This is a genomic window from Streptomyces monashensis (genome assembly GCF_001866665.1).
GTDB classification, from domain to species: Bacteria; Actinomycetota; Actinomycetes; order Streptomycetales; family Streptomycetaceae; genus Streptomyces; species Streptomyces monashensis.
Window position 1 is genome coordinate 12,926 of record NZ_MLYO01000089.1, and the last position, 26,234, is coordinate 39,159.

25 protein-coding genes are annotated in these 26,234 nt (G+C 70.4%); 4 read left to right on the forward strand and 21 right to left on the reverse strand.

The window, feature by feature from the left end; all coding sequences use genetic code 11:
• Positions 1–70: 70 nt before the first annotated feature.
• The gene (locus BIV23_RS40140; protein WP_071385937.1) at positions 71–1,279 is read right to left on the reverse strand and encodes a helix-turn-helix domain-containing protein; all 1,209 of its coding nucleotides are present in this window, start codon (positions 1,277–1,279) and stop codon (positions 71–73) included.
• 379 nt (positions 1,280–1,658) lie between these two features.
• Entirely contained in the window at positions 1,659–2,015 is a 357-nt protein-coding gene (locus BIV23_RS40145) for a hypothetical protein (protein ID WP_071385938.1), read from the reverse strand.
• Between the two features lie 376 nt (positions 2,016–2,391).
• Here BIV23_RS40145 and BIV23_RS40150 point away from each other — a divergent pair, with 376 nt between their 5' ends.
• Complete coding sequence (locus tag BIV23_RS40150) at positions 2,392–2,919, forward strand: universal stress protein (protein WP_071385939.1); 528 nt, start codon at positions 2,392–2,394, stop codon at positions 2,917–2,919.
• A gap of 139 nt (positions 2,920–3,058) precedes the next feature.
• Entirely contained in the window at positions 3,059–3,619 is a 561-nt protein-coding gene (locus tag BIV23_RS40155; RefSeq protein ID WP_071385940.1) for a GPR1/FUN34/YaaH family transporter, read from the forward strand.
• Positions 3,620–3,688: 69 nt separating this feature from the next.
• Here the strand turns inward: BIV23_RS40155 and glmS are convergent, their stop codons facing one another.
• From glmS to BIV23_RS40170, 3 genes are all read right to left on the reverse strand, one after another.
• Positions 3,689–5,506, reverse strand: a complete 1,818-nt coding sequence (gene glmS / locus BIV23_RS40160) for a glutamine--fructose-6-phosphate transaminase (isomerizing) (protein WP_071385941.1) — start codon at positions 5,504–5,506, stop codon at positions 3,689–3,691.
• 12 nt (positions 5,507–5,518) lie between these two features.
• The gene (locus BIV23_RS40165; RefSeq protein WP_071385942.1) at positions 5,519–5,776 is read right to left on the reverse strand and encodes a hypothetical protein; all 258 of its coding nucleotides are present in this window, start codon (positions 5,774–5,776) and stop codon (positions 5,519–5,521) included.
• A gap of 96 nt (positions 5,777–5,872) precedes the next feature.
• On the reverse strand, positions 5,873–6,751 hold the full coding sequence (locus tag BIV23_RS40170; protein WP_071385943.1) for a DUF4429 domain-containing protein: 879 nt from the start codon (positions 6,749–6,751) through the stop codon (positions 5,873–5,875).
• Between the two features lie 86 nt (positions 6,752–6,837).
• Here BIV23_RS40170 and BIV23_RS40175 point away from each other — a divergent pair, with 86 nt between their 5' ends.
• Entirely contained in the window at positions 6,838–8,460 is a 1,623-nt protein-coding gene (locus tag BIV23_RS40175; RefSeq protein WP_071385944.1) for a beta-N-acetylhexosaminidase, read from the forward strand.
• A gap of 65 nt (positions 8,461–8,525) precedes the next feature.
• Here BIV23_RS40175 and BIV23_RS40180 read toward each other — a convergent pair whose 3' ends face one another.
• From BIV23_RS40180 to BIV23_RS40205, 6 genes are all read right to left on the reverse strand, one after another.
• Positions 8,526–10,295, reverse strand: a complete 1,770-nt coding sequence (locus BIV23_RS40180) for an IucA/IucC family protein (RefSeq protein WP_071385945.1) — start codon at positions 10,293–10,295, stop codon at positions 8,526–8,528.
• The gene (locus BIV23_RS40185) at positions 10,292–10,831 is read right to left on the reverse strand and encodes a GNAT family N-acetyltransferase (protein WP_071385946.1); all 540 of its coding nucleotides are present in this window, start codon (positions 10,829–10,831) and stop codon (positions 10,292–10,294) included. Before BIV23_RS40185 ends, BIV23_RS40180 begins: the two co-directional genes overlap by 4 nt.
• Positions 10,828–12,111 carry a lysine N(6)-hydroxylase/L-ornithine N(5)-oxygenase family protein gene (locus BIV23_RS40190; RefSeq protein WP_071385947.1) on the reverse strand — a complete coding sequence of 428 codons (1,284 nt, stop codon included), beginning with the start codon at positions 12,109–12,111 and terminating at the stop codon, positions 10,828–10,830. Before BIV23_RS40190 ends, BIV23_RS40185 begins: the two co-directional genes overlap by 4 nt.
• Entirely contained in the window at positions 12,095–13,537 is a 1,443-nt protein-coding gene (gene desA, locus BIV23_RS40195; RefSeq protein ID WP_071385948.1) for a lysine decarboxylase DesA, read from the reverse strand. Before desA ends, BIV23_RS40190 begins: the two co-directional genes overlap by 17 nt.
• A gap of 125 nt (positions 13,538–13,662) precedes the next feature.
• The gene (locus BIV23_RS40200) at positions 13,663–14,520 is read right to left on the reverse strand and encodes a siderophore-interacting protein (RefSeq protein WP_071385949.1); all 858 of its coding nucleotides are present in this window, start codon (positions 14,518–14,520) and stop codon (positions 13,663–13,665) included.
• Between the two features lie 10 nt (positions 14,521–14,530).
• Positions 14,531–15,577 carry an ABC transporter substrate-binding protein gene (locus BIV23_RS40205; RefSeq protein ID WP_071385950.1) on the reverse strand — a complete coding sequence of 349 codons (1,047 nt, stop codon included), beginning with the start codon at positions 15,575–15,577 and terminating at the stop codon, positions 14,531–14,533.
• A 400-nt stretch (positions 15,578–15,977) separates the two neighbouring features.
• On the opposite strand from BIV23_RS40205, the gene BIV23_RS40210 reads away from it, so the two are divergent.
• Positions 15,978–16,160: a hypothetical protein gene (locus tag BIV23_RS40210; RefSeq protein ID WP_071385951.1), complete on the forward strand. Its 183-nt coding sequence runs from the start codon at positions 15,978–15,980 to the stop codon at positions 16,158–16,160.
• A gap of 89 nt (positions 16,161–16,249) precedes the next feature.
• Here the strand turns inward: BIV23_RS40210 and BIV23_RS40215 are convergent, their stop codons facing one another.
• From BIV23_RS40215 to BIV23_RS40260, 10 genes are all read right to left on the reverse strand, one after another.
• Positions 16,250–16,696 carry an NUDIX hydrolase gene (locus tag BIV23_RS40215; protein WP_071385952.1) on the reverse strand — a complete coding sequence of 149 codons (447 nt, stop codon included), beginning with the start codon at positions 16,694–16,696 and terminating at the stop codon, positions 16,250–16,252.
• Between the two features lie 247 nt (positions 16,697–16,943).
• Positions 16,944–18,038 carry a methyltransferase domain-containing protein gene (locus tag BIV23_RS40220; protein WP_245790880.1) on the reverse strand — a complete coding sequence of 365 codons (1,095 nt, stop codon included), beginning with the start codon at positions 18,036–18,038 and terminating at the stop codon, positions 16,944–16,946.
• The gene (tgmB, locus tag BIV23_RS40225) at positions 18,035–19,015 is read right to left on the reverse strand and encodes an ATP-grasp ribosomal peptide maturase (protein WP_281250204.1); all 981 of its coding nucleotides are present in this window, start codon (positions 19,013–19,015) and stop codon (positions 18,035–18,037) included. Before tgmB ends, BIV23_RS40220 begins: the two co-directional genes overlap by 4 nt.
• A 7-nt stretch (positions 19,016–19,022) precedes the next feature.
• Positions 19,023–19,238, reverse strand: a complete 216-nt coding sequence (tgmA, locus tag BIV23_RS40230) for a putative ATP-grasp-modified RiPP (protein WP_071385955.1) — start codon at positions 19,236–19,238, stop codon at positions 19,023–19,025.
• 492 nt (positions 19,239–19,730) lie between these two features.
• The gene (locus BIV23_RS40235) at positions 19,731–20,066 is read right to left on the reverse strand and encodes a hypothetical protein (RefSeq protein ID WP_071385956.1); all 336 of its coding nucleotides are present in this window, start codon (positions 20,064–20,066) and stop codon (positions 19,731–19,733) included.
• A gap of 142 nt (positions 20,067–20,208) precedes the next feature.
• Positions 20,209–21,393 (reverse strand): helix-turn-helix domain-containing protein, encoded by a 1,185-nt coding sequence (locus BIV23_RS40240; RefSeq protein WP_071385957.1) that lies wholly within the window; start codon positions 21,391–21,393, stop codon positions 20,209–20,211.
• Positions 21,394–21,664: 271 nt separating this feature from the next.
• Positions 21,665–22,081 carry a hypothetical protein gene (locus BIV23_RS40245; protein WP_071385958.1) on the reverse strand — a complete coding sequence of 139 codons (417 nt, stop codon included), beginning with the start codon at positions 22,079–22,081 and terminating at the stop codon, positions 21,665–21,667.
• 109 nt (positions 22,082–22,190) lie between these two features.
• A complete protein-coding gene (locus BIV23_RS40250) occupies positions 22,191–23,351 on the reverse strand; it encodes an acyl-CoA dehydrogenase family protein (RefSeq protein WP_071386036.1) in 1,161 nt (386 codons plus the stop codon).
• A gap of 5 nt (positions 23,352–23,356) precedes the next feature.
• Positions 23,357–24,301, reverse strand: a complete 945-nt coding sequence (locus tag BIV23_RS40255; RefSeq protein ID WP_071385959.1) for a hydroxymethylglutaryl-CoA lyase — start codon at positions 24,299–24,301, stop codon at positions 23,357–23,359.
• A complete protein-coding gene (locus BIV23_RS40260; protein WP_071385960.1) occupies positions 24,298–26,223 on the reverse strand; it encodes an acetyl/propionyl/methylcrotonyl-CoA carboxylase subunit alpha in 1,926 nt (641 codons plus the stop codon). The genes BIV23_RS40255 and BIV23_RS40260 overlap by 4 nt, the downstream gene beginning before the upstream one ends.
• Positions 26,224–26,234: the final 11 nt, after the last annotated feature.

Below are 26,234 nucleotides of genomic sequence, written 5' to 3' on the forward strand. Positions count from 1 at the left end.
CGGGGCGCCGGGGGCCGCCGGGGCACAAGAGACGGAGGGGGCGGGTGTGGCCCGCCCCCTCCGGTTGTGCTCAGCTGCCGTGCCGGGGCCCCGGCAGCAGACCGACCGCGCCCGCCGCCTGCCGGCGGCTCTGCATCGGGACGCCGCTCTCCGGGTGCAGGAGGGCGGGGACCGGGCCGGTCACCGGGCCCGGTCCGGGCAGGCCGGCCGGGCTGCCCGGCTGGGGCAGCGCGGGTTCGGGCTCACCCGGCCGGTCGCCCTGCGGTCGACGGGCGCGATAGGCGGCCCGGTAGGCGGCGGGGGACGAGCCGAGCTGGCGGCGGAAGTGCCCGCGCAGCGCAACGGGGGAGCGGAAGCCGCAGCGGCCCGCCACCTCGTCCACGCTGTAGTCCGACGTCTCCAGCAGCCGCTGCGCCTGGAGCACCCGCTGCGTGATCAGCCACTGCAGCGGCGCGCTCCCGGTCAGCGAGCGGAACCGGCGGTCGAACGTACGGCGGCTCATATAGGCGCGTGCCGCCAGCGTCTCCACGTCGAACTGCTCGTGGAGGTGTTCCAGCGCCCAGGCGACGACCTCGGCCAGCGGGTCGGCGCCGATCTCCTCTGGTAAAGAGCGGTCCAGGTAGCGCTCCTGGCCTCCTGTCCGGCGCGGTGGGACGACCAGGCGGCGGGCCAGCGCGCCGGCCGCCTCGTTGCCGTGGTCGGTCCGCACGATGTGGAGACAGAGATCGATTCCGGCCGCCGTCCCCGCCGACGTGAGCACGTCGCCGTCGTCCACGAAGAGCTCTCGCGGATCGACGTGCACCGACGGATAGCGCTTGGCCAGCGTCGGCGCGTACATCCAGTGCGTCGTCGCGGGGCGGCCGTCCAGCAGGCCGGCCGCCGCGAGGACGAAGGCGCCGGTGCACAGCCCGACGATGCGGGCGCCCTCCTCGTGTGCCCGGCGCAGGGCGTCCAGCGCCTCCTCCGGTGGCGGCGAGGTGATCGAACGCCAGGCCGGTACGACGACCGTCCCGGCGCGTGAGATCGCCTCCAGGCCATGCGGTGCGGTGAGTTCCAGGCCCCCTGTGGTCCGCAGCGGACCTTCCTCGCCGGCGCAGACCAGCAGCCGGTAGCGCGGCACGCCGGCGTCCTGGCGGTCGATCCCGAACACCGACAGCGGAATGGAACTCTCGAAGATGGGGCCGCCGCTGAACAGCAGCACCGCGACGATCTCCTTGCGGCGGCGCCCGGAGAGTTTCCGGGCCGCGGCTTCCGGCGCGGCAGTGGAGTCGTGGCTCATACTGCTAAGCCCCCCTCGGTGGTCGCGGCTCCTCGGTTGTGTCGCTCCTGCACGTTTCCCCTCGGTCCTGCACGAGTCCCCCGCCGTAAAGACAGTCAAGATCGAATCTACTGGCTACCGCGGTCTCACGGTGGCCGGTTCGACACGCCGGACATTGTCGACATGACAACTTGGCGTGAAGCATTCGATCACGAAGCGTTGCACTCGCGGGGGGTGTAGGGAAGTGCGCCTTGTCGCGGTGGCCGAACCGCGTAGGGTGCGCCGCCGCCCATGGACCCTTTCCGTGCAGGTCAAACGGGGGTTGGGGGGTGGTCGCGGCCCCCCTGGGTCGACATCGAGAAGTTGGCTGAAAAGAGACCTTCGGGGGTACGGAAACAGGTCAGTTGACCGGTGTCCGTCCCCGGGTGTGACGTCTGCCGCTTTGCGGCCCGGAACGGTCCGCGTACGGCTCGGCGGACCGCGCGGAGCGCCGGGCGGCGTTCCGCGCGCCGGTGCGTGCGGCGCCGCGCCCGGCGCTCCGCGCGGCGCACCGTTCCGATCGCCGCAGCAGCACCCGGCACGCGGCCGTGACGGTGGCCAGCCCCAGCGCGGCCCCCGCGGCGCCGGCCAGCGAGGTGCCGTACCAGACCAGGACGACGGGGACGAGGACGCAGCTGAAGGCGGCCCAGCGGATCACCTCGCTCGCGCCGTCCGGCGGCGCCGGACGTGGCTGTGCGGCGGATCGCGGTCCGGGCATCTCGTACTCCCCTTCGTGCTCCCCGGGTGTACTCCTTGGGGGTACGTCCCGGGTGGCGGCTCGCCCGGTTCAACGTCCGTTCGACCACTCGGTCACCGGCCGATCACCGGTCGCGCGTCAGTTAACCGTGTGCAAACCGCCTGTACGGGGCAGCAACCATTGCGTTACGGGCGCGGCTCGTGCATGCTCCGGTGAACCCACTCCCTGACGTCGGGGGACCGTTTACGGAGCGTGTGCGGGATCTGGGCTCGGGAGGCGTGCCGCCGTACCCTTGGGGGTATGGGGTTGGGAAGATGTTTCCCGGACACAGCTCCGTGCCTGCTCCGACGCGCAACTGTCGTCCCCGCCCGTAAAGGATCAAGACGCCGAGACAGCCATGGCCGGTCACGAATTCTTCGAACCAGCGGACCGCAAGCGGCCCGTCGCCGATCCCGCGGCGTCCGAGCCCCTGGCGGCGGAAGAGCCACGCCCCTCCTGCGACCCAGCCTTCCGGCACGGAGTCGTCGTCGGTTTCGACGGCTCCACCTCCAGCGAGCGTGCCCTCGCCTACGCGATCGGCATGGCCCACCGCTCCCACGCCGGCCTGATCATCGTGCACGTCGCCAACCGGCTGCCGACGACCGTGTGGGCCGGCTGCGAGCCGCCCGTCTTCGTCGACGTGCCGGACCACCGCACCGAGGTCCTCGGGCTCGAACTGGCCTGTGCGGACTATCTGGCCGAGGTGCCGTGGATCCTGGTCGAGCGGGGCGGGGACATCTGCCACGAACTCGAAGAGGTCGGGCGGGAGTACGAGGCGGACGCGATCGTCGTCGGCTCCACGCACGGCATCGTCGGCCGCATCTTCGGCTCGGTCGCCGGGCGGCTCGCCAAGCGGGCGCGACGGCCCGTGATCGTCATTCCCTGACCACTCCGCACGCTCCAACTCCCCTGGTCCGGCTTCCTTTTGTGCAGCGCGAAACTACTCGCGCGTAGAGGTGGTTTGTGCCCTTGTGAAGGGCATATACCGGTCACCCCGCATCAGCACAGCACGAAGGGAGCCCGCCGTGGACAGCGAAGTCTCTGCGGGAAGCGGAAGCACTACGGTAGTAGGCCGACTCGCCCTGGGAATCACCCTGTTGGCGTTCGGCCTCGGTACGACTGGCGTGATGCACGGCGTGGCCGCGTCCGACGCCGTGTCAGTGGCCCACTACGTGGGCGGAGTCGCTCTGTTCCTCGTCGGCCTGGTGGCCTTCCGGGGCGGCGACAGCGCCTCCGGTACGGGTTCCGTGGCTCTCGGCGCCCTGTGGTTCACCTGGGCCGTCGCAGGTCACTCCTCGGCCGACGCGGCCGGGCTCTTCCTGCTTCTGTTCGCCCTCGTGGCGCTCACCCTGACCCTCGCGGGCGGGGACAGCCTCGGACAGGTCATGCACGGGCTGCTGTTCCTGGCGATGCTGGTGCTGGCCGTCGCGGCCTTCGCCGACAGTTCCTCTCTGACCAAGGCCGGGGGTTGGGTCGCGGCGGTGTCCGGCGCGGTGGCCTGGTACGCGGCGACTGCGCGGCTCGCGCACTGGCCGACGGTCCTTCCGGGGCGTGCTGCGGGCCGGGGGGTGACGGCCGCCGGCTGATTCGAGCAGCACGGAAGGGACCCCCACGTGTTTGGTGGCACACGTGGGGGTCCGTTCTGTCGTCGGGAACTACTCCACCGTCACCGACTTCGCCAGGTTCCTCGGCTTGTCGATGTCCCGGCCCAGGGCCTGCGCGGTGTGGTAGGCGAGGAGCTGGAGGGGGATGCCCATCAGGATCGGGTCCAGCTCGTCCTCGTTCTTCGGGACGACGATCGTCTGGTCCGCCTTCTCCTGGTGCTGGTGGGCCACCGCGAGGATCTTGCCGCTGCGGGCCTTGATCTCCTCCAGCGCGGCGCGGTTCTTCTCCAGCAGGTCGTCGTCGGGGACGATCGCGACCGTCGGCAGGGCCGGCTCGATCAGGGCCAGCGGGCCGTGCTTCAGCTCGGAGGCGGGGTAGGCCTCGGCGTGGATGTAGGAGACCTCCTTGAGCTTCAGGGAGGCCTCGCGAGCCACGGGGTAGCCCCGGACGCGGCCGATGAAGAGCATCGAGCGGGCGTCGGCGTACAGCTCGGCCAGCTCCTTGATCTTCTCCTCCTGCTTGAGGATCTCGGTGATCTGGTCGGGCAGCCTGCGCAGGCCCTCGATGATCCGCTTGCCGTCGCGGACCGACAGGTCACGGGTGCGGCCGAGGTGCAGGGCGAGCAGGGCGAAGGCCACGGTCATGTTCGTGAAGCACTTCGTCGAGACCACGCAGACCTCGGGGCCGGCGTGGACGTAGATCCCGGCGTCGGCCTCGCGCGCGATCGCCGAGCCGACGACGTTGACGACGCCGAAGACCCTGGCACCCTTGCGCTTCAGCTCCTGGACGGCGGCGAGGACGTCGTACGTCTCACCGGACTGGGAGACCGCGACGTACAGCGTGTCGGGGTCCACGACCGCGTTGCGGTAGCGGAACTCGGAGGCGGGCTCGGCGTCGGCGGGGATGCGGGCCAGCTCCTCGATCATCTGGGCGCCGATCATGCCCGCGTGGTACGAGGTGCCGCAGCCGAGGATCTTCACGCGGCGGATCTGCCGGGCCTCGCGGGCGTCCAGGTTGAGGCCGCCGAGGTGCACGGTGGAGAAGCGGTCGTCGATGCGGCCGCGCAGCACGCGGTCCACGGCGTCGGCCTGCTCGAAGATCTCCTTGTGCATGTAGGTGTCGTGGCCGCCCATGTCGTACGACTCTGCCTCCCACTCCACCGTGGTCGGCTCGGCCGTGGTCCGGGTGCCCTCGGTGGTGTAGGTGCGGAAGTCGTCGGCCTTCAGGGTGGCCATCTCGCCGTCGTCGAGGGTCACTATCTGGCGGGTGTGCATGACCAGCGCGGCGATGTCGGAGGCGACGAACATCTCCTTCTCGCCGATGCCGAGGACGACCGGGGAGCCGTTGCGGGCCACCACGATGCGGTCGGGGAAGTCGGCGTGCACGACCGCGATGCCGTACGTGCCCTCGATCACCCGGACCGCCTGGCGGACCTTGTCCTCCAGCTTGTCGGCGGTGGAGCGGGCGATGAGGTGGGTGAGGACCTCGGTGTCGGTCTCGGAGAGGAACTCGACGCCGTCCGCCTCCAGCTTGCGGCGCAGGTCGGCGGCGTTGTCGATGATGCCGTTGTGCACGACGGCGACCTTGTTGTCGGCCGACATGTGCGGGTGGGCGTTGACGTCGGAGGGGGCGCCGTGGGTGGCCCAGCGGGTGTGGGCGATGCCGGTGGTGCCCTTGAAGCGCGCCGGGACCTTGGCCTCCAGGTCGCGCACCCGGCCCTTGGCCTTGACCATCTTCAGACCGGGCGTCTTCGGGGAGCTGACGACGATGCCCGCGGAGTCGTAGCCGCGGTACTCCAGCCGCTGCAGCCCTTCGAGCAGCAGCGGGGCGACGTCACGCTTTCCGATGTATCCGACAATTCCGCACATGTATGGGTATTCCTAGCCGTAGACGATGCGGCGCAACTGCCTGAGCGTCAGCTCGGGCGGTGCCACCGCTCGATACCTGAGGTCCGCCGCGACCCGTTCGAAGATCTCCGCGTTCACCAGGCCCTGCGCCTGCAGCTCGCGGTGGCGGCGACGGACGTAGTCCTCCGTCGACTCGTCGAAGTAGGCGAGCACGTCCTGGACCACCCGCAGCGCCTCGCCCCGGTTCAGGGTCGTGGAGCGCGTCAGATGATCAACAAGTTCGTCGTGCACCCGGTAGATCCTGGGGTACGAGGCGCGGTTTCGCAAGAAACGTGCCCGATTTCGGGCAGCAGGCGACGTGGAGTCGTCTGTGTCACATGGTCTACGTCACATGCGCCTGAGGACCGCCTGCTTGGCCAGGGCGAACTCCTCGTCCGTCAGCACCCCGTCCCGGCGCAGCTCGCCGAGCTCGCGCAGCCGGCGCAGCAGCGCGTCGTGGTCCTCGCCCCCGGCCGGCTCCTCGGCGGGCGCCGGCCGCTGCGGCGGTACGGCGGCCGGGGCGGGGGCCGCGGGATGCGGCAGCCGGGCCTGCACGGCGGCGGCCACCAGCGCCATCAGCGGGTCCTTCTTGAAGCCCCACAACTCGACCGCGTTCGGGTCGTACTTGGGCGGAGCCGTGATCGGCGCGCCGCGCACCAGGAACCGCAGATGCCCGTTCTCCAGCCCGGCCGCCGGCTGCCACTCCACGCCGGTGATCTCCGCGAGGGGGAGCACCCGAGGCCCGGCGGCGGCCTTGGCGTCCTCCGTCTTCCAGTTCCACTCCAGCCGCACCTGATCCCCGTCGAAGCTCGCCGTGCCGTCCCCGGCGGAGGCGGACACCGGCAGCGCCGGGCCCGGCAGCAGGTACCCGTCGGCCGGCTCCGGTGAGACCTGCTCCAGCAGCAGCGCGCCGCGCACCTCGTCGGCGACGTACTCGGCGACGCCGTACCGGTCGGTCTGCACCGCCAGCTGATACGGGTCGTCCGCCTCGGCGAGCCGTCCGCCGGTCGCCTGCGTCAACGGGTCGGCGCCGTCGCGCAGCCGCAGCCTGAGCCGCCCCGACCTGCGCCCCTGCTCGAAGGAGACACCGGCCAACGCCCCGATCGGTACGACGAGTTCGCCCAGCTCACGGCGGAGCAGGCTCACGTTCTTGTCCCGGCCCGGAGTGAGCCGCAGGGCGTCCCCGTCGAAGGCCCAGGTGCCGTCCTTCTGGATGATTTCCGCCATGGAGGGATTGTTTCACCGGATCTGCGGGACAGGTTTCACCGGATCTGCGGGACAGTGGTCTCGACCATCTCTGGAAGGGAGCGCATGTGAGACGCAACCACAGCACGACTCCCCGAACCCCCCGACTGCCCGGGTCCTCCCGGGTGTTCGGGTCCCTGCTCCTCGTGGCGGCGGCCGGTGTCCTCACCCTCGGCGCCGCGCCCTCCGCACGGGCGGCCGTGCCCCCCACCCCGCTCGACCGGGTGATCCCGGCCCCCGCCTCCGTCCAGCCGGGCGGCACCCCGTACCGCCTCGCCCGCGGTACCTCCGTCCGGGTCGACGCCACCCCCGAGGTCCGCCGCATCGGCGCCTACCTCGCCGGCATCCTGCGGCCCTCCACCGGCTACCGGCTGCCGCTCACCGAGTCCGGCACCGCGGGCATCCGGCTCCATCTGGCGAAGGGCGACTACGGCGCCGAGGGCTACCGGCTGCACAGCGGTGCCGACGGCGTCACCCTCACCGCGAGCGCCCCCGCCGGGCTCTTCCACGGGGTGCAGACGCTGCGTCAGCTGCTGCCCGCCGCCGTGGAGAAGCGGACCGTCCAGCCCGGCCCCTGGCAGATCGCCGGCGGCACCGTCACCGACCGCCCCCGCTACGCCTACCGCGGCGCCATGCTCGACGTCTCCCGGCACTTCTTCACCGTGGCCCAGGTCGAGCGCTACATCGACGAACTCGCCCTCTACAAGGTCGACGAGCTGCATCTGCACCTCAGCGACGACCAGGGCTGGCGCATCGCCATAGACTCCTGGCCGCGCCTCGCGACCTACGGCGGCTCCACCGAGGTCGGCGGCGGCAAGGGCGGCTACTACACCAAGGCGGAGTACCGCGAGATCGTCCGGTACGCGGCCTCCCGCTACCTGGAGGTCGTCCCCGAGATCGACATGCCCGGCCACACCAACGCGGCCCTCGCCTCCTACGCCCCGCTCAACTGCAACGGCGAGGCGCCCCCGCTCTACACGGGCACCAAGGTCGGCTTCAGCTCGCTGTGCGCGGCCAAGCAGGTGACGTACGACTTCGCCGACGACGTCCTGCGCGAACTGGCGGCGCTCACCCCTGGCCGCTACCTCCACATCGGCGGTGACGAGGCGCACTCCACCAGCCACGCCGACTACGTGACCATCATGGACCGGGTGCAGCCCCTCGTCGGAAAGTACGGCAAGACGGTCATCGGCTGGCACCAGCTCACCGGTGCCCATCCGGTCAAGGGCGCGATCGCCCAGTACTGGGGCCTGGACAGCACCAGCGCCGCCGACAAGGACCAGGTCGTCCAGGCGGCCCGCAACGGCACCGGGCTGATCCTGTCCCCGGCCGACCGGGTCTACCTCGACATGAAGTACACCAAGGACACCAAGCCGGGCCTCGACTGGGCGGGCCTGGTGGAGGTGCGGCGGTCGTACGACTGGGATCCCGGGAACTACCTCGCCGGTGCGCCGGGTTCGGCGGTCAGGGGCGTGGAGGCACCCCTGTGGTCCGAGACGCTGAAGACGTCCGCCGACATCGACTACATGGCGTTCCCGCGGCTTCCGGGCGCGGCCGAGCTGGGCTGGTCCCCGGCGGTCACGCACGACTGGGACGCGTACAAGGTGCGCCTCGCGGCGCAGGCCCCGCGCTGGGACGCCCTCGGGATCGGCTACTACCGCTCGCCGCAGGTCCCGTGGCCGGCCGCCTGAGCTGACCGGGCACCCCGGAGGACCGTACTCCGGGGTGCCCGTGTCCCACCGACGGGATCCCGCGGTCAGAGCCCCGCGATGGGGTTCTCCAGGGTCCCGACGAGCTGGAGCGCGCCGGACGGGTCGGCGAGGTCCACCATCTGCCGGTTGTCGCGCAGCTGCAGCCGGTTCAGGCAGGAGCGCGCGAACTCGGGGGCGAACAGGTCATACCGCCGGAACCCGTCGGCCAGTTCGGGGTTCGCGTGCTGGTACTCGCGGGTGACCTCGGCGACCGTGCGCCAGAAGCCGTCCTCCGCCAGGATCCCCTCGGCGGCCAGGTGCGCGGCGAGGAAGCGGAAGAAGCAGTCGAAGACGTCGGTGAAGATCGACAGCAGCTTCTTGTCCTCGGGGACCTCGACCGCGATCCGCCGCACCTCCGGCGGCAGTACGGCGTCCGGGTCCATCACCGCGATCTCCTCGGCGATGTCCTTGTAGACCGCCCGCCGGACGACGCCGTCCTCCAGCACCAGGACGACGTTCTCGCCGTGCGGCATGAAGACGAGGTCGTAGGCGTAGAAGCTGTGCAGCAGCGGGGTGTAGTACGCCCGCAGGTACCGCCGCAGCCACTCGGTGGGCGCGAGGCCGGACCGCTCGATCAGCGCGCCCGCGAAGGAGGCGCCGGCGTGGTCGACGTGCAGCAGCGAGGCCATGGTCGCGAGGGACTCGCCGTCCTCGAGGGAGGGCACCGGGCTCTCCCGCCACAGCGCGGCCAGCATCTTGCGGTACGGCGAGTAGCGGTCGGTGGCCCGCTCGTACTCCTGGTGCCGGTAGCCGACGGCCGCCCGCTCCCGGATGATGCTCAGGCCCGTCGCCTTCAGCACCGGGTCGTTCTCGATCAGCTGGGCCAGCCAGTCGTTGATCGCCGGGGTGGCCTCCATGTAGGCGGCCGAAAGACCGCGCATGAAGCCCATGTTGATGACCGACAGGGCCGTCTTCACATAGTGCTTGTGCGGGGCGCTGCTGTTGAAGAACGTCCGGATCGACTGCTGGGCCAGGTACTCGTCGTCGCCCTCCCCGAGGCAGACCAGGTGCCGCCGGGCCACCTCGGCGGCGAAGGTGACGGACAGCTTGTTCCACCACTGCCAGGGGTGGACCGGGATGAGGAGGTAGTCGGCGGGATCGAGGCCCTGCCCGGCGAGGGTCCCCGCGAACCGCTCGACGGTGTCCGCCCCCAGCTCCTGCCGGATGAACTCCTCGTACCCGATGCCCACGCCCGCCGTGAACGCGGCCCGCGAGCGGTGCGCGGCCAGCCACACCAGCCGGACCGGGCTCGCGGTCTCCGGGGCGTACGACAGGTACTCGTGGATGCCGAACCCGAGCCGTCCGTTGTTCGCGACGAAGCACGGGTGTCCCTCGGTCATCCCGGTCTCGATCGCCTGGAAACCGCTCGCGACCAGCTCCGCGGAGGTGACGCGGGGCTTGGTCAGCTTGTAGCAGGTGCCGGAGAGGGTGGAGGAGATCTCCTCCAGGTAGACCGGCAGGATCTCGTCGGAGAGGCCCAGGGACTCCCTCAGCTCGATGAAGAAGTCCAGGGCGGCGAGCGGGAGCCGCTCTCCGTCCCGGTGCCGGGTGATCGACTCGGGGTCGACCTGCCAGTGGTCGAGGGCGCGGCGCACGGCGGTGAACCGGTACGAGGTGAGCCCGTCGTCGCTGCGGACGACGTACTCCTCACCGTCGGCCTCCGGGGTGATCAGGCACTCGTGCGCGAACTCGGCGAGCGCCTTGCGGATGAGCAGCCGGTTGGCCTGCTCCCAGCGCTCGGGGGAGAGGTGGGCCACGGCGTCGGCGAGGCTCATGCGGACACCTCCGTCGCCGCCGTCGCCGCGAGGAACCGCGCACGCGTGCAGAAGCTCAACAACGCCTTCTTCTCCGGCTTCTGGATCTCCCGTTCGGGCACGAACCCGACGGCCTCGTTCAGGGTGTGCACGGCCGTGTTGCGCACGTCCGGCTCCACGACGACGCGCGTCACGGCCGGGTCCTCGAAGAGCCGCGCCACCACGCCGGTGATCACGGATCTGGTGAACCCGTGCACGGGCGTCTCGGCCGGCGGGGTGAGGAAGTGCATCCCGATGTCACCGGGCAACGCCTCGTACAGCCCGACCAGTTCACGGCGCGTCGGGTCGTAGTACTCCATGAGGAAGGCGGGTTCGCCGTCCTGGATCCCGAGCAGGGCGTGGTGGTGCGGGTCGGCCGCGATCTCCGTGTACGCCCGCTCGACGTCCTCCAGCCTTGCGTCCTGCATCATCCAGAAGGCGGCCTTGGGGTGGGTGACCCAGGAGTGCAGGAGTTCGGCGTCCTTGAGCGGGTCGACGGTACGGAAGTCAAACGTCATACGGCGAACTCCTGGAAGGCGATGGACTTCTCGACCGGGTAGTACTCGGCGCCGAGCAGCTCGCGGATGATGCAGCTGTTGCGGTACGCGCCCATGCCCAGGTCGGGGCTGGTGATGCTGTGGGTGTGGACACCGGCGTTCTGGAGGAAGACGCCGCGGCCGGTGGTGTCGACGGCGTAGTTGCGGGCGACGTCGAAGCGGCCGTGGCCGTCGAAGCGGAGGCGGTCGCGCACGGGGGCGAGGAAGGCGGGCGGCGTGTAGTGGTAGCCGGTGGCCAGCACCAGGCCCTCGGAGCGGATCTCGAAGTCCTTGCCCTGCTCGTCCTGGCGGAAGCCGAGGGTGTACGCACCGTCCTCGTAACGGGCGCTGTTCAGCGAGGAGTTGGTGAGCAGCCGGGTCGGGACCGGGTGGCCGCCGCTCTCGACGTTCTTCTGGTAGAGCAGGTCGAAGATCGAGTCGATCAGGTCCGAGTTGATGCCCTTGAACAGCCCCTTCTGCTGCTTCTCCAGCCGGTAGCGGGTCTCCTCGGGCAGGGCGCGGAAGTAGTCGATGTAGTCCGGGGACGTCATCTCCAGGGTCAGTTTGGTGTACTCCAGCGGGAAGAAGCGCGGGGAGCGGGTGACCCAGTTCAGCTCGTAGCCGTGCACGTCGATCTCGGCGAGCAGCTCGTGGTAGATCTCGGCCGCGCTCTGGCCGCTGCCGACGATCGTGATGGACTTCTTCGTCCGCAGCTCCGCCTTGTGGTGCATGTACTGCGCGTTGTGCAGGAAGTCGCCGCCGAGGCCCCGGCAGGCGTCGGGGACGAAGGGGACCGTGCCCGTGCCCAGGACCAGGTGCCGGCCGCGGTACGTCTCTCCGCGCTCGGTGCGGACGACGTACAGCTCGTCCTCGTACGTCACCTCGGTGACCGTCGTGCCGAACCGGACGCTGCTCAGCCGCCCCGCCGCCCAGCGGCAGTAGTCGTCGTACTCGACCCGCAGGGGGTAGAAGTTCTCGCGGATGTAGAACGAGTACAGCCGCCCCTTCTCCTTCAGGTAGTTGAGGAAGGAGTACGGCGAGGTCGGGTCGGCGAGGGTGACCAGGTCCGACATGAACGGCGTCTGGAGGTGGGCGCCGTCCAGGAACATCCCGGCGTGCCACTCGAAGTCCGGCTTGGACTCCAGGAAGACGCCGTCCAGTTCGGCGATCGGCTCGGTCAGGCAGGCCAGGCCGAGGTTGAAGGGGCCGAGCCCGATCCCCACGACGTCATGGATGCGGCGGGCTTCAGGAAGCGCGGTCAAGGGAGTCTCCCAGGTACTGCTCGGCGTGGCCGGCGATCAGGTCGAGGACGGCGGCGATGTCGGCCGTGGTCGTCTCGGGGTTGAGCAGGGTGAACTTCAGGTAGTGGCGGCCGCCCACCTTGGTGCCCGCGACGACGGCGTCACCGGAGGCGAACAGGGCCCTGCGGGCGTGGAGGTTGGCGCGGTCGATCTCGGCCGGGTCGGTGACGGCGGCCGGGATGTAGCGGAAGACGAGGGTGGAGAGGGCGGGCGCCACGACGACGTCGAAGCGGGGGTCGGCGGCCAGCAGTTCCCAGCCCCGAGCCGCCAGGTCGCAGACCTCGTCGAAGAGTTCGCCGATGCCGTCGGCGCCCATCACCCGCAGCGTCATCCACAGCTTCAGGGCGTCGAAACGGCGGGTGGTCTGCAGGGACTTGTCGACCTGGTTGGGTATGCGCTCCTGCACCATGCGGCGCGGGTTGAGGTACTCCGCGTGGTAGGTGGCGTGGCGCAGGGTGGCCGCGTCCCGCACCAGGAGGGCGGACGAACTCACCGGCTGGAAGAAGGACTTGTGGTAGTCCACGGTGACGGAGTCGGCGCGCTCGATGCCGTCGATGCGGTGCCGGTACGTGCGGGAGGCGAGCAGTCCGCAGCCGTAGGCCGCGTCGACGTGCAGCCAGGTCCCGAACCGCGCGCACAGCTCGGCCGTCTCGGGCAGCGGGTCGATGGAGCCGAAGTCGGTGGTGCCGGCGGTGGCGACGACGGCCATGGGGACGAGGCCGTCCCGCACGCAGCGCTCCAGCTCGCGGGCGAGGGCCACGGTCTGCATCCGCTTGTCGTGGTCGACGGGTATGGGGACGACCGCGTCCGGGTCCAGGCCGAGGAGTTTGGCGGACTTCTGCACGCTGAAGTGGCTGACCTCGGAGGCGAAGACACGCAGTTTCGCCGGGGAAGGGCTCTTGGCCTCCTCCCGGGCGAGCAGCAGCGCCTGGAGGTTGGACTGGCTGCCGCCGGAGGTGAACACGCCGTCGGCGGCGGGGCCGAGGCCGATCCGCCGGGCCGTCCAGTCGATGAGCCTGCGCTCGATCAGGGTGCCGCCGGCCGACTGGTCCCAGGTGTCGAGGGAGGAGTTGACCGCGGAGAGCACGGCCTCGCCGAGCACCGCCGGGATGACGACCGGGCAGTTGAGGTGGGCGAGGTAGCGGGGATGGTGGAAGTACACCGCGTCGCGCAGGTACACCTCCTCCAGCTCGTCCAGCACGGCGGTGGCGCTGCCGAGCGGGCGGTCCAGGTCGATGGCGTCGACGCGGGGGGCGAGGGTGTCCACGGTGACGCCGGTGAACGGCCGGTCGGTGGTGGCGAGTTTGGCCGCCACCCGCTCGACTCCTTCGGTCACGGAGCTGCGGTAGTGCTCCGCGGTGAGGCCATTGAGCAGGTGCGAGCGCATGTGGGGTCCTCCGAGGGCTGATCGAACTTAGGTAAGCCTAACCTAAGTTTTCGAAATCGAGGCATGCCTCACCCGTGATCACTGTCACGGGGGGCGGTGCGGAGTGGTACTGGGCGGCGCGGCGCCTACTCGGCGGCCCGCAACTGCTCCTCGGTCATCCCCTGCCGCCAGTACCCGACGAAGGTCACCCGCCGCCGGTCGACCCCGCCCTCACCGACGAAGTACCGTCGCAGCGCCTTGACCTGGCCGGACTCGCCCGCGAGCCACACGTACGTCCGCTCGCCGCACGGGAGGGCGGCGGCCCGTACGGCGTCGACGGCCATGGGGGTCCCGTCGTGCCGTACGAGCCACGTGATCTCCGCGTCCGCCTCGGTGCGCACGTCCTGGATGTCGCCGGCGTCCGGCACCTGAAGCCAGGCCCGGACGCGGGTGCCGGCCGGGAGGGATTCGAGGATCGCGGTCGCGGCGGGTACGGCGGTCTCGTCGCCCCACAGCACGACCAGGTCCGTGTCGGCGGGCGGCCGGAAGCGGATCGCGCGGTTGTCGGCGAGGACCGGGCCGAGCACCAGGGCCCGGTCACCGGCGCCGGCGCGGGCGGCCCAGCGGGAGGCGGGGCCCGCCGGGGTGTGCAGGGCGAAGTCGATGTCGATCTCGTCGGGGCCGCGGCGCAGGGACCGCAGTGTGTACGAACGCATCACGGCCCGTACGTCGTCCGGCAGTTCACGCCAGGCCTGCCACCAGCCTCCCCCATTCTCGGCTTCGCTCGAACGGGGGGACCCCCATCCGAGGTCCAGGGGGACGACGGGCTCGGGCTGGCCCGGGTGCGGCAGGAACAGGGAGAGGGACTGGTCCCGCCCCTCGGAGCGGAAGGCGTGCAGATCGCTCCCGCCGAAGGTGACACGGACGAGCGACGGCCCGAGCCGCCGGGTCCGTACGACGTGCAGGGGGAAGAAACGGAACGGGGCGGCTACGGCCGTCGTCATAAGGGGCTCCTCAGCTGACCTTCTTGGCCTTCTCCAGCGCCTCGGCGAGTGTGGTGAGCAGCGGCACGCACTTGTCGTAGGACAGGATCGGCTCGGGGGAACGGGCGATGACCTGGCCCGCCTTCACCGCGGGCAGCTTCTTCCAGGTCGGCTTGGTGATGCCGGCGGGCTGGAGCGCCGAGGTGCGGTCGTCCATCATGATGATGTCGGCCCGGTACTTGTCGACGTTCTCCCAGCTCAGCGACTCGAACCAGCCGCCGGTCGCCTTCTTCGCGCTCTCCGGCGGCTCGACGAAGTTCACGCCGAGGGCCTTGAAGTACTCCAGGTCGACGGAGAGGTGGGTGCCGGAGACGTAGAAGAGCGGGTCGCTCGCGGAGCCGGCCAGCACCTTGATGTCGGGCCTGGCCTTGGCGGCGGCGCGCAGCCGGGTCGCGGCGGCCTCGAACCGCTTCCTGGCGTCGGTCACCGTGGCGGCCTTCATGTCACCGCCGAGCGACGCGGCCAGCTCCCACATGCGCTCCAGGGACGTGGTCAGCTGGCGGTCGTAGACGGAGACGGCGACGCTGGGGGCCAGCTGGGCGATCTTCTTCTTGGACTCCTCGGGGACGTACCAGAGCGTGCCGGCGCTGTCGAACGTCGTGGAGATCAGCACGTCGGGCGCGAGCGAGGCGTACTTCTCGATGTTGAACTGGCCCCAGGCGTTGCCGAGGACGGTCACCTTGCTGACGTCCATGTCGCCGGCCTGGACGTCGGCCTTGCCGTCCTTGGTCGTGGTCGGGCCGAAGACGCCCTTGACCTGGACGCCGTAGTCGTGGAGCGCGGCGCCGACGCCGGTGAACGCGACGATGTTCGCGGGGACCTTGTCCAGCTTCACGGTCGTGCCGCGGTCGTCCTTGAAGGACCAGGGCCCGGACCTGCCTGCGGCCGTCCCCTTGCCGGAGCCGCTGTCTTTCCCCTTCCCGCCCCCGCAGGCGGCGAGCGCGGCACCGAGTCCGACGGCGCCGCCCGCGGCGAGGATTCCGCGGCGGGTGAGGTGGGTGGCACGGGCAAGGGACATGGATACGACTGCTTTCGAACGGGGCGGGGAGCCCGCCGGACAGGTTCGAAGGTAGGTTAGCCTAACCTCACTTGATGTCCAGGGGGCGGGGGCGCCCCCGGCGCCGCGCCGGCTTGGAAAGGGATCGCCCGATACGGCGGACAGCCCGGAGGGGTCACGGCTAGAGTCGTGTGCGCACGGTCGGCTCTGCCGACTGCGACGGGAATGGGTCCGACGTCCCTTTCGGGCGCGGTGTCGGTAGAGGACACCGCGTCAATCGCGACAACTGCACACACGGCCTGTGCGTCGGCAGGGCCTCAGTTGATCATCCGTTTCCGGGGTGGTCGGCCTGAGACACCTGCCATCCTCCACGTGGTTCGCCCTCGGTTCGGCCCCCTCCTTCCGTGGAAGGCAGCCGAGCGTGGATCTACAGATCGTCCTGGGAATTCTGGGGACGGCGGGTGTCGTCTCCGCCTTCCTCTTTGCCCTCAAGGGCATCCTCGACCAGGTGCCCGACGTGATCCGTGCCTGGCGTCGCGTCGTGGCCGAGGCCCGCAGGGGCGAGCGGCAGCGGAACGACGCCGACCCTCCGGAGTCGGAATGACCGGCATGGCGCCCCGCTTCGCCGGCGACAGCTGGGAGGCCTTCTGGCCGACGCCAGTCCTGCCGACGTGGCCCCACCGCAACCCGCGTCTAGGGCTCGGCGGCTGTTGTGCCCGCGAGGAACAGCGCCAGAGGACCGCCCTGCAAGAGGAAGCGGCCCTCGCGGACGGCCTTGAGCGCGTTGTCCATCGACCACCACATGAGCTTGAAGTCCGCTTCCCATGGCATGAGTTGCTGGGGTCCGCAGGTAAGTTGTGTGGCTTCGAAGAGGTGCACTCTGGCGGGGGAATTGAGCGTCATGGCGTACGAACCAAGGTGCCGCCAGTACTCGGCGGTGATGCCGGCTTCTTCGAGGAGTTCGCGGCGGGCACACTGTTCTGGCGTCTCACCGGGCTCCGCCTTTCCTCCGGGGAGGAAAAGGTACTCGCCTCCATGCCGGGGGAAGTCTGCGGTCAGGATGGCGATCTGTCCGTGATCGTCTCGGGCGACGATCACGGAGGCGTCGGGCTTCGAATCAATGCCGTGGGCGTGGGCCATGCTGCGTCAGCGTAGCCCCGGGGCCCAGAAGCATCGCGCCGAACGGCACGTTCAGCACGGCGGGGTGCGCGATGCCACGGCCGTGGTAGCCGTCCTCGCCGAAGGCGTCACCGTGATCAGCGCACACGATGACCGGCCACGGCGGTGCGTCAGCAGGGGGACCGTTCCGTACGGCACTGTGGTGCGGGGAGGGTCCGGCCGTGGGGCCCCACCTGTTCGTCACGGGGGAACGCGCGGGCGGGGCAGCTCAGCCGGCGACCGGCAGGAGGTGGTCCGTGGAGTCGAGCCACACCCGCTGTCCGTCACGGTCTACGGTCAGCCCGAACCGGTCCCGGCCGGGCCGTCCCTGCTCCTCCCACCACCGCCAGGCCGCCTCTGCTTCGCCCCAGAGCCGTCGGGGACCTGCTTGCCGCACGCTGTCGCCTTCCACGCGGGCCCATGAGCCGTCAGCGGCCCACAGGCGGCAGCCGATCACGCGCCGATCGTCGTCCAGGTCGGATGCCTGGGCGGTGCCGGGGACGGCAAGGGAGAGCAGGAACGGGAACGCGTCGTCCCGAAACGGCGCGGACGGGTCAAGGTGCGTTGCGCGCTCGTCCGGGTTCTGCGGGTCACCCGGGTATGGGACTGAGCCCGTTTCACCGTTCGACCGTACGGTCATGAAGTACGAGGGCGTTGCCAGGAAGCGGCCCGAGGCGGTGCCGCCGTCTTCGACGGTCAGCCGGACTGTGCCCCATCCGAGCGGGCACACGATCACCCCGCCGGGCCTGACCTGCTCCACCCACGCATATGGCAGTTGGGCAAAACCACAGGTGGCGATCAGCCGGTCGTACGGGGTGCCTGCCGGGTGCCCGGCGCGGCCGTCTCCCGTGAGGACGGTGGGCGTGTAGCCGCAGGCATTCAGCCGCTCCTCGGCGAGCTTGGCCAGCTCCGGGTCCACCTCGATCGTGGTCACGTTCGCGGACCCGAGCCGGGCGGCGAGAAGCGCCGCGTTGTAGCCCGTGCCGGTGGCGACCTCCAGGACGCGCGCTCCGTCGGTGACGTCCAGGGCGTGAAGCATGACGAGCATCAGACCGGGGGCCGTTGAGGACGAGGTTGCCGCGCCCTCGGTCATCTGCGTCACGAGAACGTCATCCGTGTAGACGTGGCTGAGCCAGTCGACATCCGCAGCGGTGAGGCGCCGGTCCGGTCCGAGCCAGAACTCGGGCACGAACACGTGGCGAGGGACCTTCTCGAACACCTTCCTCCATCCCGGATCGGTCAGGTCTCCCTTCTCCGCGAGAGCGGAGGCGAGGCCGCGGCGCAGGCGCCGGGCCTCGTCGGTGTCGGGCGTGATCATGCTCATGAGGTTTTGCCTTCCGCGAGGAGTTCGGCGAGGGCGGCGGCGATCGACATCCCGGTCGTCTTCTGAATCCACGACCACTCACCCGACGGGTTGCACTCGAACAGCACCCAGTCCCCTCGCGGGGTGACTGCGAAGTCGAACGCGCCGAAGTTGAGGTTGAAGCGGTCGAGCCAGCCGAGCACTCCGCGACGTACCGTCTCCGGAACTGTGCACGGCTCATAGGTGAGCGCGTCGTAGTCGCTGCGCCAGTCGATGCGGGCCGCGTCGCTGCCGGCGTGGATCTCTGCGGCGAACATCCGGCTCCCCACGACCGTCAGGCGCACTTCATGGATCTTGTCGATCCACTCTTGGAACAGATGGGCGGTCAGGGACACGCTGTCGTCGATCTCTGCCGGGTCGATCAGGTGCGTGGGGACGCCGTTGCGGCGGCCGTCGGCGTAGCGCAACGGGCCGCCCATGAGCGGTTTGCAGATCACCGGACCGCCCATGCTCTCGCAGAACGCGCGCGCCGCGCCGGGGTCGGTGGTGATCAGCGAGCGGGGCGTACGCAGGCCGAGGGTTGCGGCGATGGGGAGTTGGCCGGGCTTGTGAGAGGCGATGCCGTCGATCTCGGGGCGGTTCACCCACAGCACCGGGAGGGCGTAGAGGGCGCCGAGGAGACCGGCCAACGCTTGATCGTCGGCCCAAGTGCGGTGTGGTTCGGGGACGGTGCTGGAGACGGCGGGAAGGCGGGGCCGCCTGTAGTAGACGGCCCTCACCTCCTCCAGCCGCACAGACCGGTATGCGTCGGCGAGGATGCCGGACCAGGGGGCCGCGTCATGTTCGGCGGTGAGTGTTACCCGCTGGGGAAAGTCGCCCATGTCGAACCGCATGACTGGCACCTTCCGTCGCGTCAACTCGTCCACGACGAGGTCAGCGGTGGGGTCCATCTCCTCGGCCACGACCAGTACAGCGCCGCTTGGAAGTTGCTGCGTCACCGACAGGTCACCGGATCATGTAGGGGTCGGACGTGTCGTCGTTCTTGCTGTCCCAGTTGGTGTTGGTGCACGACGCCCGCAGGGTGGAGTGTGCGAGAAGGGTGCCGTCGGCCATGACGTTGACCTGGCGCTGGTGGTCGTAGGCGAACGTGGAGCCGTCCACGTCGATGGTGTACGGCTGACGCTCGGCACGGGCGCCGAACGGGATGGTCGCGGTCGTCACATCTACCTCCGTGTGGTTGGTGGTGCAGTGACCCTGCCGGGGCTCGGCATGGTGTGAACGAGCCCGGCCTCGGCAGGGAGTCTTCAGTTCCGTTCAGCGCGGCAGCGGGGGCAGCGGCACGGGGGCCAGGCGAACGAGTCCACGAGGCGTTCCGGGTCGGGGGTGGCCGCAACCGTAAGTTGTCTGGACTGTGCGAGGCGCTTGCCATCGTGGGCGAGCCGGTAGATGTGGATCGTCAGGCGGGATTCCCCCGGCTGGGGCCGGGTACCGGCGTTCACCGTGCACCTCCCGCAACCGGTGCGTGGCAGGCGCACGGGCAGCGACGCATCAGCAGCAGGCCGAGACTGCCGGGTAGTAGCACGTCCGCCGTCTGGTGGCAGGCGTCGTGCAGGTCTTCGTAGCCGGGCCGCGGGGCGAGCGCGCATTCGGCCGACAGCCAGGACGGGTCCGCGCCACTCCCCGTCCCTGGTGGCCGCTTCACGGTTGCGCCCATCACGCCACCGCCTCGGCGCCGACCACGTGTTGGTCGAGGTCAATACCGAAGTCAGCCGCGAGGACCAGGGTCAGCCGCCGCCGACTCTGCCGTGCCCGCTCGTGCTCGTCTTCGAGAAGGTAGGGGCGGACGACCGCGTTCGCGCTGCCGTCGAGTGGCGTATTCAGGCCGTACGGGGAGCGGTGGGCCGGGGGCCATGGGGTGGTGGTACGAGGCTCCTCGGGCCTGCGCGCAAGGACCGGTTCGGCGGGGCGGGAACCTGCCCGGCGCATACCAGGACCGGGGTTGAAGACCTGCCACAGCCAAGCGGCGATACGGCGGATAAGGTCGTACATGTTGGCGCTCCTAATCAGCGTCAGCCACGCCCCGGGGCCCTGCCAGGCCGCCGGGGTCTTTCGTGCTGACTCAGAGTGCCGACAAGCGACAGCCGGAACTATCAGACGTCACTGATAGCCCCGGCCATTAATTGACACTAAGTCACACGTTGAGCCATGCGCCGAAGTTGCCGAATGTGTCGGGCATCCGGCGCTTCGCTGCTTCCAGTCCTGCATACGTCTCGCGCACTGTCGGGTGGTAACGCGTCTGCTGGGGTGCGAGTTTGCGTGCCATCTGGAGGCTCTTGAACGCCGCATCGGTGCGCCCCGTCCACATCTGCGCACGCGCGACCTCCGCGTGATGGTGCGCCAGTCGAGAGGGGGGCCAATCCTCTGGAATCGCGACTTCCTGTGCTTCGTGGACGGCCTCTGGGTACAGGTCGAGTTCCGCCAGCACGCTCACGCGGTGTACGCCGACATTGGTCGGTCCGAACGACAGCCAATGAACCTTCTCGGCTGGGCCCGTTCGTTCCGCGATACGCGCTGCTTCGCCGAGGTGTCCCTCTGCGGCGTCTCTGTCCTTGTCACGTCCCGCCAATACGGCTGCCCCGAGGTGCAACTGTCCGGTCAGGACGTCGAAAACCTGTCCCGTTTCTGCCTGTTCCAGTGCGGACATGCCTAGGTTGATCAGGCGCTTACCCGTCTTGTAGTCGCTGGCCCGGAAGTAAGCGAGCGCCCGTAGGTACTGACGCATCCCGCCGAGTACTGGATCGGACGCCCGCTGTGCCGCCCAGTCCATCCGGTCGAGTGCCACCGTGCACAGGTCGGGGAACCCGAGCTTCGTCGTCACGTCGTAGGCGGTCCGGTACGTGCTCGCGAGCAACTGCCAGCTGCGGTCGACAGGGTTCGTGTGAGCCGTTGTCGTGGCCTCGTGGATTAGCCCGGGAAGGTCGACGGCGACTTGTTTGATGTTCGTCGCGCGCACCATGGCGCACAGTTTCTCCGCGTGCGCTTCAAGTTCCTCGATCGGGCGCGGGACAACGTCCGGGTCGGGGCCCAGGTCGTAGATGTTCAGAGCCTCGCGAATCGGGTTGATCAGGCCGTCAAGCTGGTCTTGCCGCAACTCTTCGAGATAGGGCTGCCCGGTCAGTTCGGTGACCGGCACCGACAGGGCACGGGCGAGCGCTCCGATGACCGAAGGACTCGCCGGCATGATGCCCTGCTCGACCTTGGTGAGCGTGCTGTACGAGACGTGTGAGAGATCCGCCAACTCACGTTGTGTCAACCGGCGGACTTTGCGCACGTGCGCAATGCGCGCGCCTGCGTGCTCCTGAATGCGCGGGGGCATGCTGGTCTCCGTTCTGCGTCGACATCAGAACGGTACTCCTGGTCAGCGACAGGGGAACGGTGATCGGCCCCCCTGCGCTTGGGTGCTGGTGGTCGTGGGGCTACGAGGACATCGGGCAGAGCCTGCCGGCAGCGGCTTCGCCGGTCCTCGTGGTGTTGATCTGCGTCGCCTGCTGACCGGCGCCCACGACCGAACGGCCCGTACCTCGCGATGCGCGACGTCGGCCTTCAACGCCACCAGCACGTTCTGAAAGCCGACGCCGCGCCACCTCTCAGCTCACCTCGATGGTGACCTTCCACGGCATGACGGCACGGGGGCACGCGTGCCCGGGGCCGGCGTGGCACTGCCGCACCGCGGTGATGGTGCTGGTGCCCGGGCTTTCCGCGTGCAGGACCGCGTACACGTCACCGGCCGGTGTCGTGCCGCTGACGGTCCGAGTCAGGACGTGGGCGCCGCGCGTGCTCGGCATGCTCCACGTGTACGTCAGGCCCCGCTCGCGGGAGGCCTTCAGGCGGATCTCGGTGTCGTCACCGACCGACCGGGCCACGCTGCGGCCGTTGTCGGAGTCGGTGAGGACGAGGCGGTCGGCCCGAGCGGAGTGCGGCGCGGCGGACGCGGCCGGGGTGACCAGCGTGGCGGTCACCATCAGTCCCAGCGTCAATCCGGTCGCGTACTTCGCGGCTTTCACGGTTACCTCCAGGCAGATGACGGACGCGCTGATCAACGTCCCGCACGCCCGTCACGCAATGCCCTGCCCCGAGAGAACCACCTGATTCGCCGAAGACCACCCTGTACCTCTAGCTCACCAGCCCCAGCTCACGCGCGATCAGCATCCGCTGGACCTCGCTCGTGCCCTCGCCGATCTCCAGGATCTTGGAGTCCCGCCACATACGGGCCACCGGGTACTCGTTCATGAAGCCGTAGCCGCCGTGGATCTGGGTCGCGTCGCGCGCGTTGTCCACCGCGACGGTGGAGGAGTAGAGCTTGGCCAGGGCCGCCTCCTTCTTGAAGGGCTCCCCGGCGACCAGCCGGCTCGCCGCGTCGCGCCAGGCCAGGCGGGCCGTGTGGGCCTTCATCTCCATGTCGGCGATCTTGAACTGGATCGCCTGGTTGGCGCCGATCGGGCGGCCGAACGCCTCGCGCTCCTTCGCGTACTTCACCGACTCGTCCACACAGCCCTGCGCCAGGCCCGTCGCGAGCGCCGCGATGGCGATACGGCCCTCGTCCAGGATGCGCAGGAACTGGGCGTAGCCCCGGCCCTCCTCGCCCAGCAGGTTGGCCGCCGGGACCCGGACGTCGGCGAACGACAGCTCGCGCGTGTCCGAGGCGTTCCAGCCGACCTTCGAGTACGGCGCCGCCACCGTGAAGCCCGGCGTGCCCGACGGGACGATGATCGAGGAGATGAGGGGCTTGCCGTCCGGTTTGCGGCCCGTCACCGCCGTCACCGTCACCAAGCCCGTGATGTCCGTACCGGAGTTGGTGATGAAGCACTTCGTGCCGTTGATCACCCATTCGTTCGTGTCCGCGTCCAGGCGGGCCGTCGTGCGGGTCGCCCCGGCGTCCGAGCCGCCGTCCGGCTCGGTCAGGCCGAAGGCGCCCAGGACCTCGCCCGCACACAGCCGGGGGAGCCACTCGCGCTTCTGCTCCTGCGTGCCGAACAGATGCAGCGGCATGGCGCCCAGCGAGACTCCCGCCTCCAGGGTGATGGCCACGGAGGAGTCGACCCGCGCCAGCTCCTCCAGCGCGATGCCGAGGGCCAGGTAGTCGCCGCCCATGCCGCCGTACTCCTCCGGGAACGGCAGCCCGAACAGGCCCATGCGGCCCATCTCGCGGACGATCTCGTACGGGAACTCGTGCCGCTCGTAGAAGTCGCCGATCTTCGGCGCCACCACGTCGTGCGCGAACTCCTCCACCGTACGGCGGAGTTCCTCCAGCTCGGGGCTGAGACGGTGGTCCATGCTGATCACTGGTCCTTGTGGGAGAGAGCGCGGACGGTACGGGACGGGCTGGGCCGGCCCAGTCGTTCGGCCATCCACACGCTGGTGGCGGTGAGACGGCCGAGGTCGACCCCGGTCTCGATGCCGAGGCCGTGCAGCATCCAGACGAGGTCCTCGGTCGCGAGATTGCCGGTGGCCGACTTGGCGTACGGGCAGCCGCCGAGCCCGCCGGCGGACGCGTCGACCGTGGTCACCCCGTGCTCCAGGGCCGCGTAGGTGTTCGCGAGCGCCTGGCCGTAGGTGTCGTGGAAGTGCACGCCGATCGTGTTCGTCGGCACGCCCTCCTCGTTCAGCAGGGAGAGAAGTTCGAGCACATGGCCCGGGGTGGCCACGCCGATCGTGTCGCCGAGGCTCAGCTCGTCGCAGCCCATGTCCCGCAGGGCCGTGCAGACGCGGGCGACCTGGTGCAGCGGGACCGCCCCCTCCCACGGGTCGCCGAAGCACATGGACACATAGCCGCGCACGTGCACGCCCTCGTCCTTCGCCCGGCGCACCACCGGTGCGAACACGGCCAGCGACTCGTCCAGCGAGCGGTTGAGGTTGGCCTTCGCGAAGGACTCGGTGGCGCTCGCGAACACGGCGATCCGCTCGGCGCCGAGGGCCAGGGCCCGCTCCAGACCGCGCTGGTTGGGGACCAGCACCGGGAGCTCCACCCCCGGGACGTCCTTGGCCAGCGGGAACAGCTGCTCGGCGTCGGCCAGTTGGGGCACCCACTTGGGGTGCACGAAGCTCGTCGCCTCGATCGTCGTCAGGCCGGCGTCGGCGAGCCGGCGGATGAACTCCGCCTTCACCTCGGTCGGTACGGCCGTCTTCTCGTTCTGCAGCCCGTCGCGCGCCCCGACCTCGTGGATCCGGACCCGCGCGGGCAGGTCGGAGGCCGGTACGACCATGGGCAGACCCTCGGCGGTCACTGCGCCACCTCCCCGGTCTCCTCGTGCGGTGCGATCACCGCGAGCACCTGGTCCATGGCGACCGTGGTGCCCGGCGTCACGTCCAGCTCGGCGACCGTGCCCGCGTGCGGGGCGGAGATGACGTGCTCCATCTTCATCGCCTCCACCACCAGCAGGCTCTGTCCGGCCGCGACCTCGTCGCCGACGGCGACCTTCACCACCGTCACCGTGCCCGGCATCGGCGCGGTCAGCGAGTCGGCGCCCGCGTGCGCGGCCCCGCTCAGGGACGCGGCGACCGGGTCGTGGTCGCGCACCTGCCAGGCGTCGCCGTCGCGCCCGATCCAGTCACCGGCCCGGTGGAAGGCGTGCCGGACGCCGTCCAGCGTGACGGTCACCCGGTCCCCGGTGACGGTGTGGGAGCCCCGGGGGGTGTACGCCACCGGGTCCTGCACCCGCAGGTGGAAGACCGGCGGCTTCGGGGTGCCGCCCAGGCGCCAGCCGCTCGGCACCGAGAAGGGGTCGACCCAGCCCTCGGCGCGGGGCTCCAGCGCTGCGGCGCGCACGGCCGCCGCGGCCTCGTACACCTCCTCCGGCACCTGCGTGGGGACCAGTTCGTCCACCACCCGCTCGACGAGCCCCGTGTCCAACTCCCCGGCCACGACCGCGGGATGCTCCAGCAGCCGGCGCAGGAAGCCCGCGTTGGTCGGCACGCCCAGCGTGACCGTCTGCGCGAGGGCCGCCCGGAGCCTTGCCAGCGCCGTCGCGCGGTCGGGGCCGTGGGCGATGACCTTGGACAGCATCGGGTCGTACAGGCTGCCCACCTCGGCGCCCGCGCTGAGCCCGGAGTCCGTGCGGACGCCGTCGCCCCGCGGCTCGTCCAGCAGCAGCACCGTGCCGCCGGAGGGGAGGAAGCCGCGGGCGGGGTCCTCGGCGCAGATACGGGCCTCGACCGCGTGACCGGTCAGGGTCACGTCCGCCTGCGTGAAGCCCAGCCGCTCCCCGGCCGCCACCCGCAGCTGCCACTCCACCAGGTCGAGGCCGGTGACCAGTTCGGTGACCGGGTGCTCCACCTGGAGGCGGGTGTTCATCTCCATGAAGTAGTACTGGGTGGGGTCGTTGCCGGGCACGATGAACTCCACCGTGCCCGCGCCCCGGTACCCGCAGGAGCGGGCCGCCTGCACGGCCGCCTCGCCCATCGACGCGCGCGTGGCCTCGTCGAGGAGCACGCTCGGCGCCTCCTCGACGACCTTCTGGTGCCGCCGCTGGAGCGAGCACTCGCGCTCGCCGAGGTGCACGACGTTCCCGTGGCCGTCGGCCAGCACCTGGATCTCGATGTGCCGGGGCCGGTCGATCCACCGCTCCACGAGCAGCGTGTCGTCACCGAAGGAGGCGCGGGCCTCGCGGCGGGCGGCGGCGATCTCCTCCTCCAGGACCGTCAGGTCCCGCACCAGGCGCATGCCCTTGCCGCCGCCGCCCGCGGACGGCTTCAGCAGCACGGGCGCGCCCAACGCGCGGGCGGCCTCGGCCAGTTCGGGATCACGGCCGCCGGGCACCACCGGCACCCCGGCCGCCCGCACCGTCTCCTTGGCGCGGATCTTGTCGCCCATGAGCGCGATCGCGTCCGCGGACGGGCCGATGAACACCAGCCCCGCCTCCTCGCACGCCCGCGCGAAGGCGGCGTTCTCGGCGAGGAAGCCGTACCCCGGGTGCACGGCCTGCGCACCCGTGCGGGCGGCCGCCTCCAGCAGGCGCTCCGCCGACAGATAGCTCTCGGCCGCCGGCGCCGGGCCGATCCGGACCGCCGTGTCGGCCTCCCGGACATGCCGCGCGTCCGCGTCGGCGTCGGAGAAGACCGCCACCGAGCGCACGCCCAGCGAGCGGAGCGTACGGATGACGCGTACGGCGATCTCGCCCCGGTTGGCGACCAGTACTGTGTCGAACACGGTTCCCCTCC

What these genes read in the sequence shown, in the direction of transcription:
- BIV23_RS40140 (WP_071385937.1), bottom strand. Translation starts at nt 1,279, where the DNA reads ATGAGCCACGACTCCACTGCCGCGCCGGAAGCCGCGGCCCGGAAACTC.
- BIV23_RS40145 (WP_071385938.1), bottom strand. Translation starts at nt 2,015, where the DNA reads ATGCCCGGACCGCGATCCGCCGCACAGCCACGTCCGGCGCCGCCGGAC.
- BIV23_RS40150 (WP_071385939.1), top strand. Translation starts at nt 2,392, where the DNA reads ATGGCCGGTCACGAATTCTTCGAACCAGCGGACCGCAAGCGGCCCGTC.
- glmS (WP_071385941.1), bottom strand. Translation starts at nt 5,506, where the DNA reads ATGTGCGGAATTGTCGGATACATCGGAAAGCGTGACGTCGCCCCGCTG.
- BIV23_RS40170 (WP_071385943.1), bottom strand. Translation starts at nt 6,751, where the DNA reads ATGGCGGAAATCATCCAGAAGGACGGCACCTGGGCCTTCGACGGGGAC.
- BIV23_RS40180 (WP_071385945.1), bottom strand. Translation starts at nt 10,295, where the DNA reads ATGAGCCTCGCCGACGCCGTGGCCCACCTCTCCCCCGAGCGCTGGGAG.
- BIV23_RS40185 (WP_071385946.1), bottom strand. Translation starts at nt 10,831, where the DNA reads ATGACGTTTGACTTCCGTACCGTCGACCCGCTCAAGGACGCCGAACTC.
- desA (WP_071385948.1), bottom strand. Translation starts at nt 13,537, where the DNA reads ATGCGCTCGCACCTGCTCAATGGCCTCACCGCGGAGCACTACCGCAGC.
- BIV23_RS40200 (WP_071385949.1), bottom strand. Translation starts at nt 14,520, where the DNA reads ATGACGACGGCCGTAGCCGCCCCGTTCCGTTTCTTCCCCCTGCACGTC.
- BIV23_RS40205 (WP_071385950.1), bottom strand. Translation starts at nt 15,577, where the DNA reads ATGTCCCTTGCCCGTGCCACCCACCTCACCCGCCGCGGAATCCTCGCC.
- BIV23_RS40215 (WP_071385952.1), bottom strand. Translation starts at nt 16,696, where the DNA reads ATGGCCCACGCCCACGGCATTGATTCGAAGCCCGACGCCTCCGTGATC.
- BIV23_RS40220 (WP_245790880.1), bottom strand. Translation starts at nt 18,038, where the DNA reads ATGAGCATGATCACGCCCGACACCGACGAGGCCCGGCGCCTGCGCCGC.
- BIV23_RS40235 (WP_071385956.1), bottom strand. Translation starts at nt 20,066, where the DNA reads ATGTACGACCTTATCCGCCGTATCGCCGCTTGGCTGTGGCAGGTCTTC.
- BIV23_RS40240 (WP_071385957.1), bottom strand. Translation starts at nt 21,393, where the DNA reads ATGCCCCCGCGCATTCAGGAGCACGCAGGCGCGCGCATTGCGCACGTG.
- BIV23_RS40250 (WP_071386036.1), bottom strand. Translation starts at nt 23,351, where the DNA reads ATGGACCACCGTCTCAGCCCCGAGCTGGAGGAACTCCGCCGTACGGTG.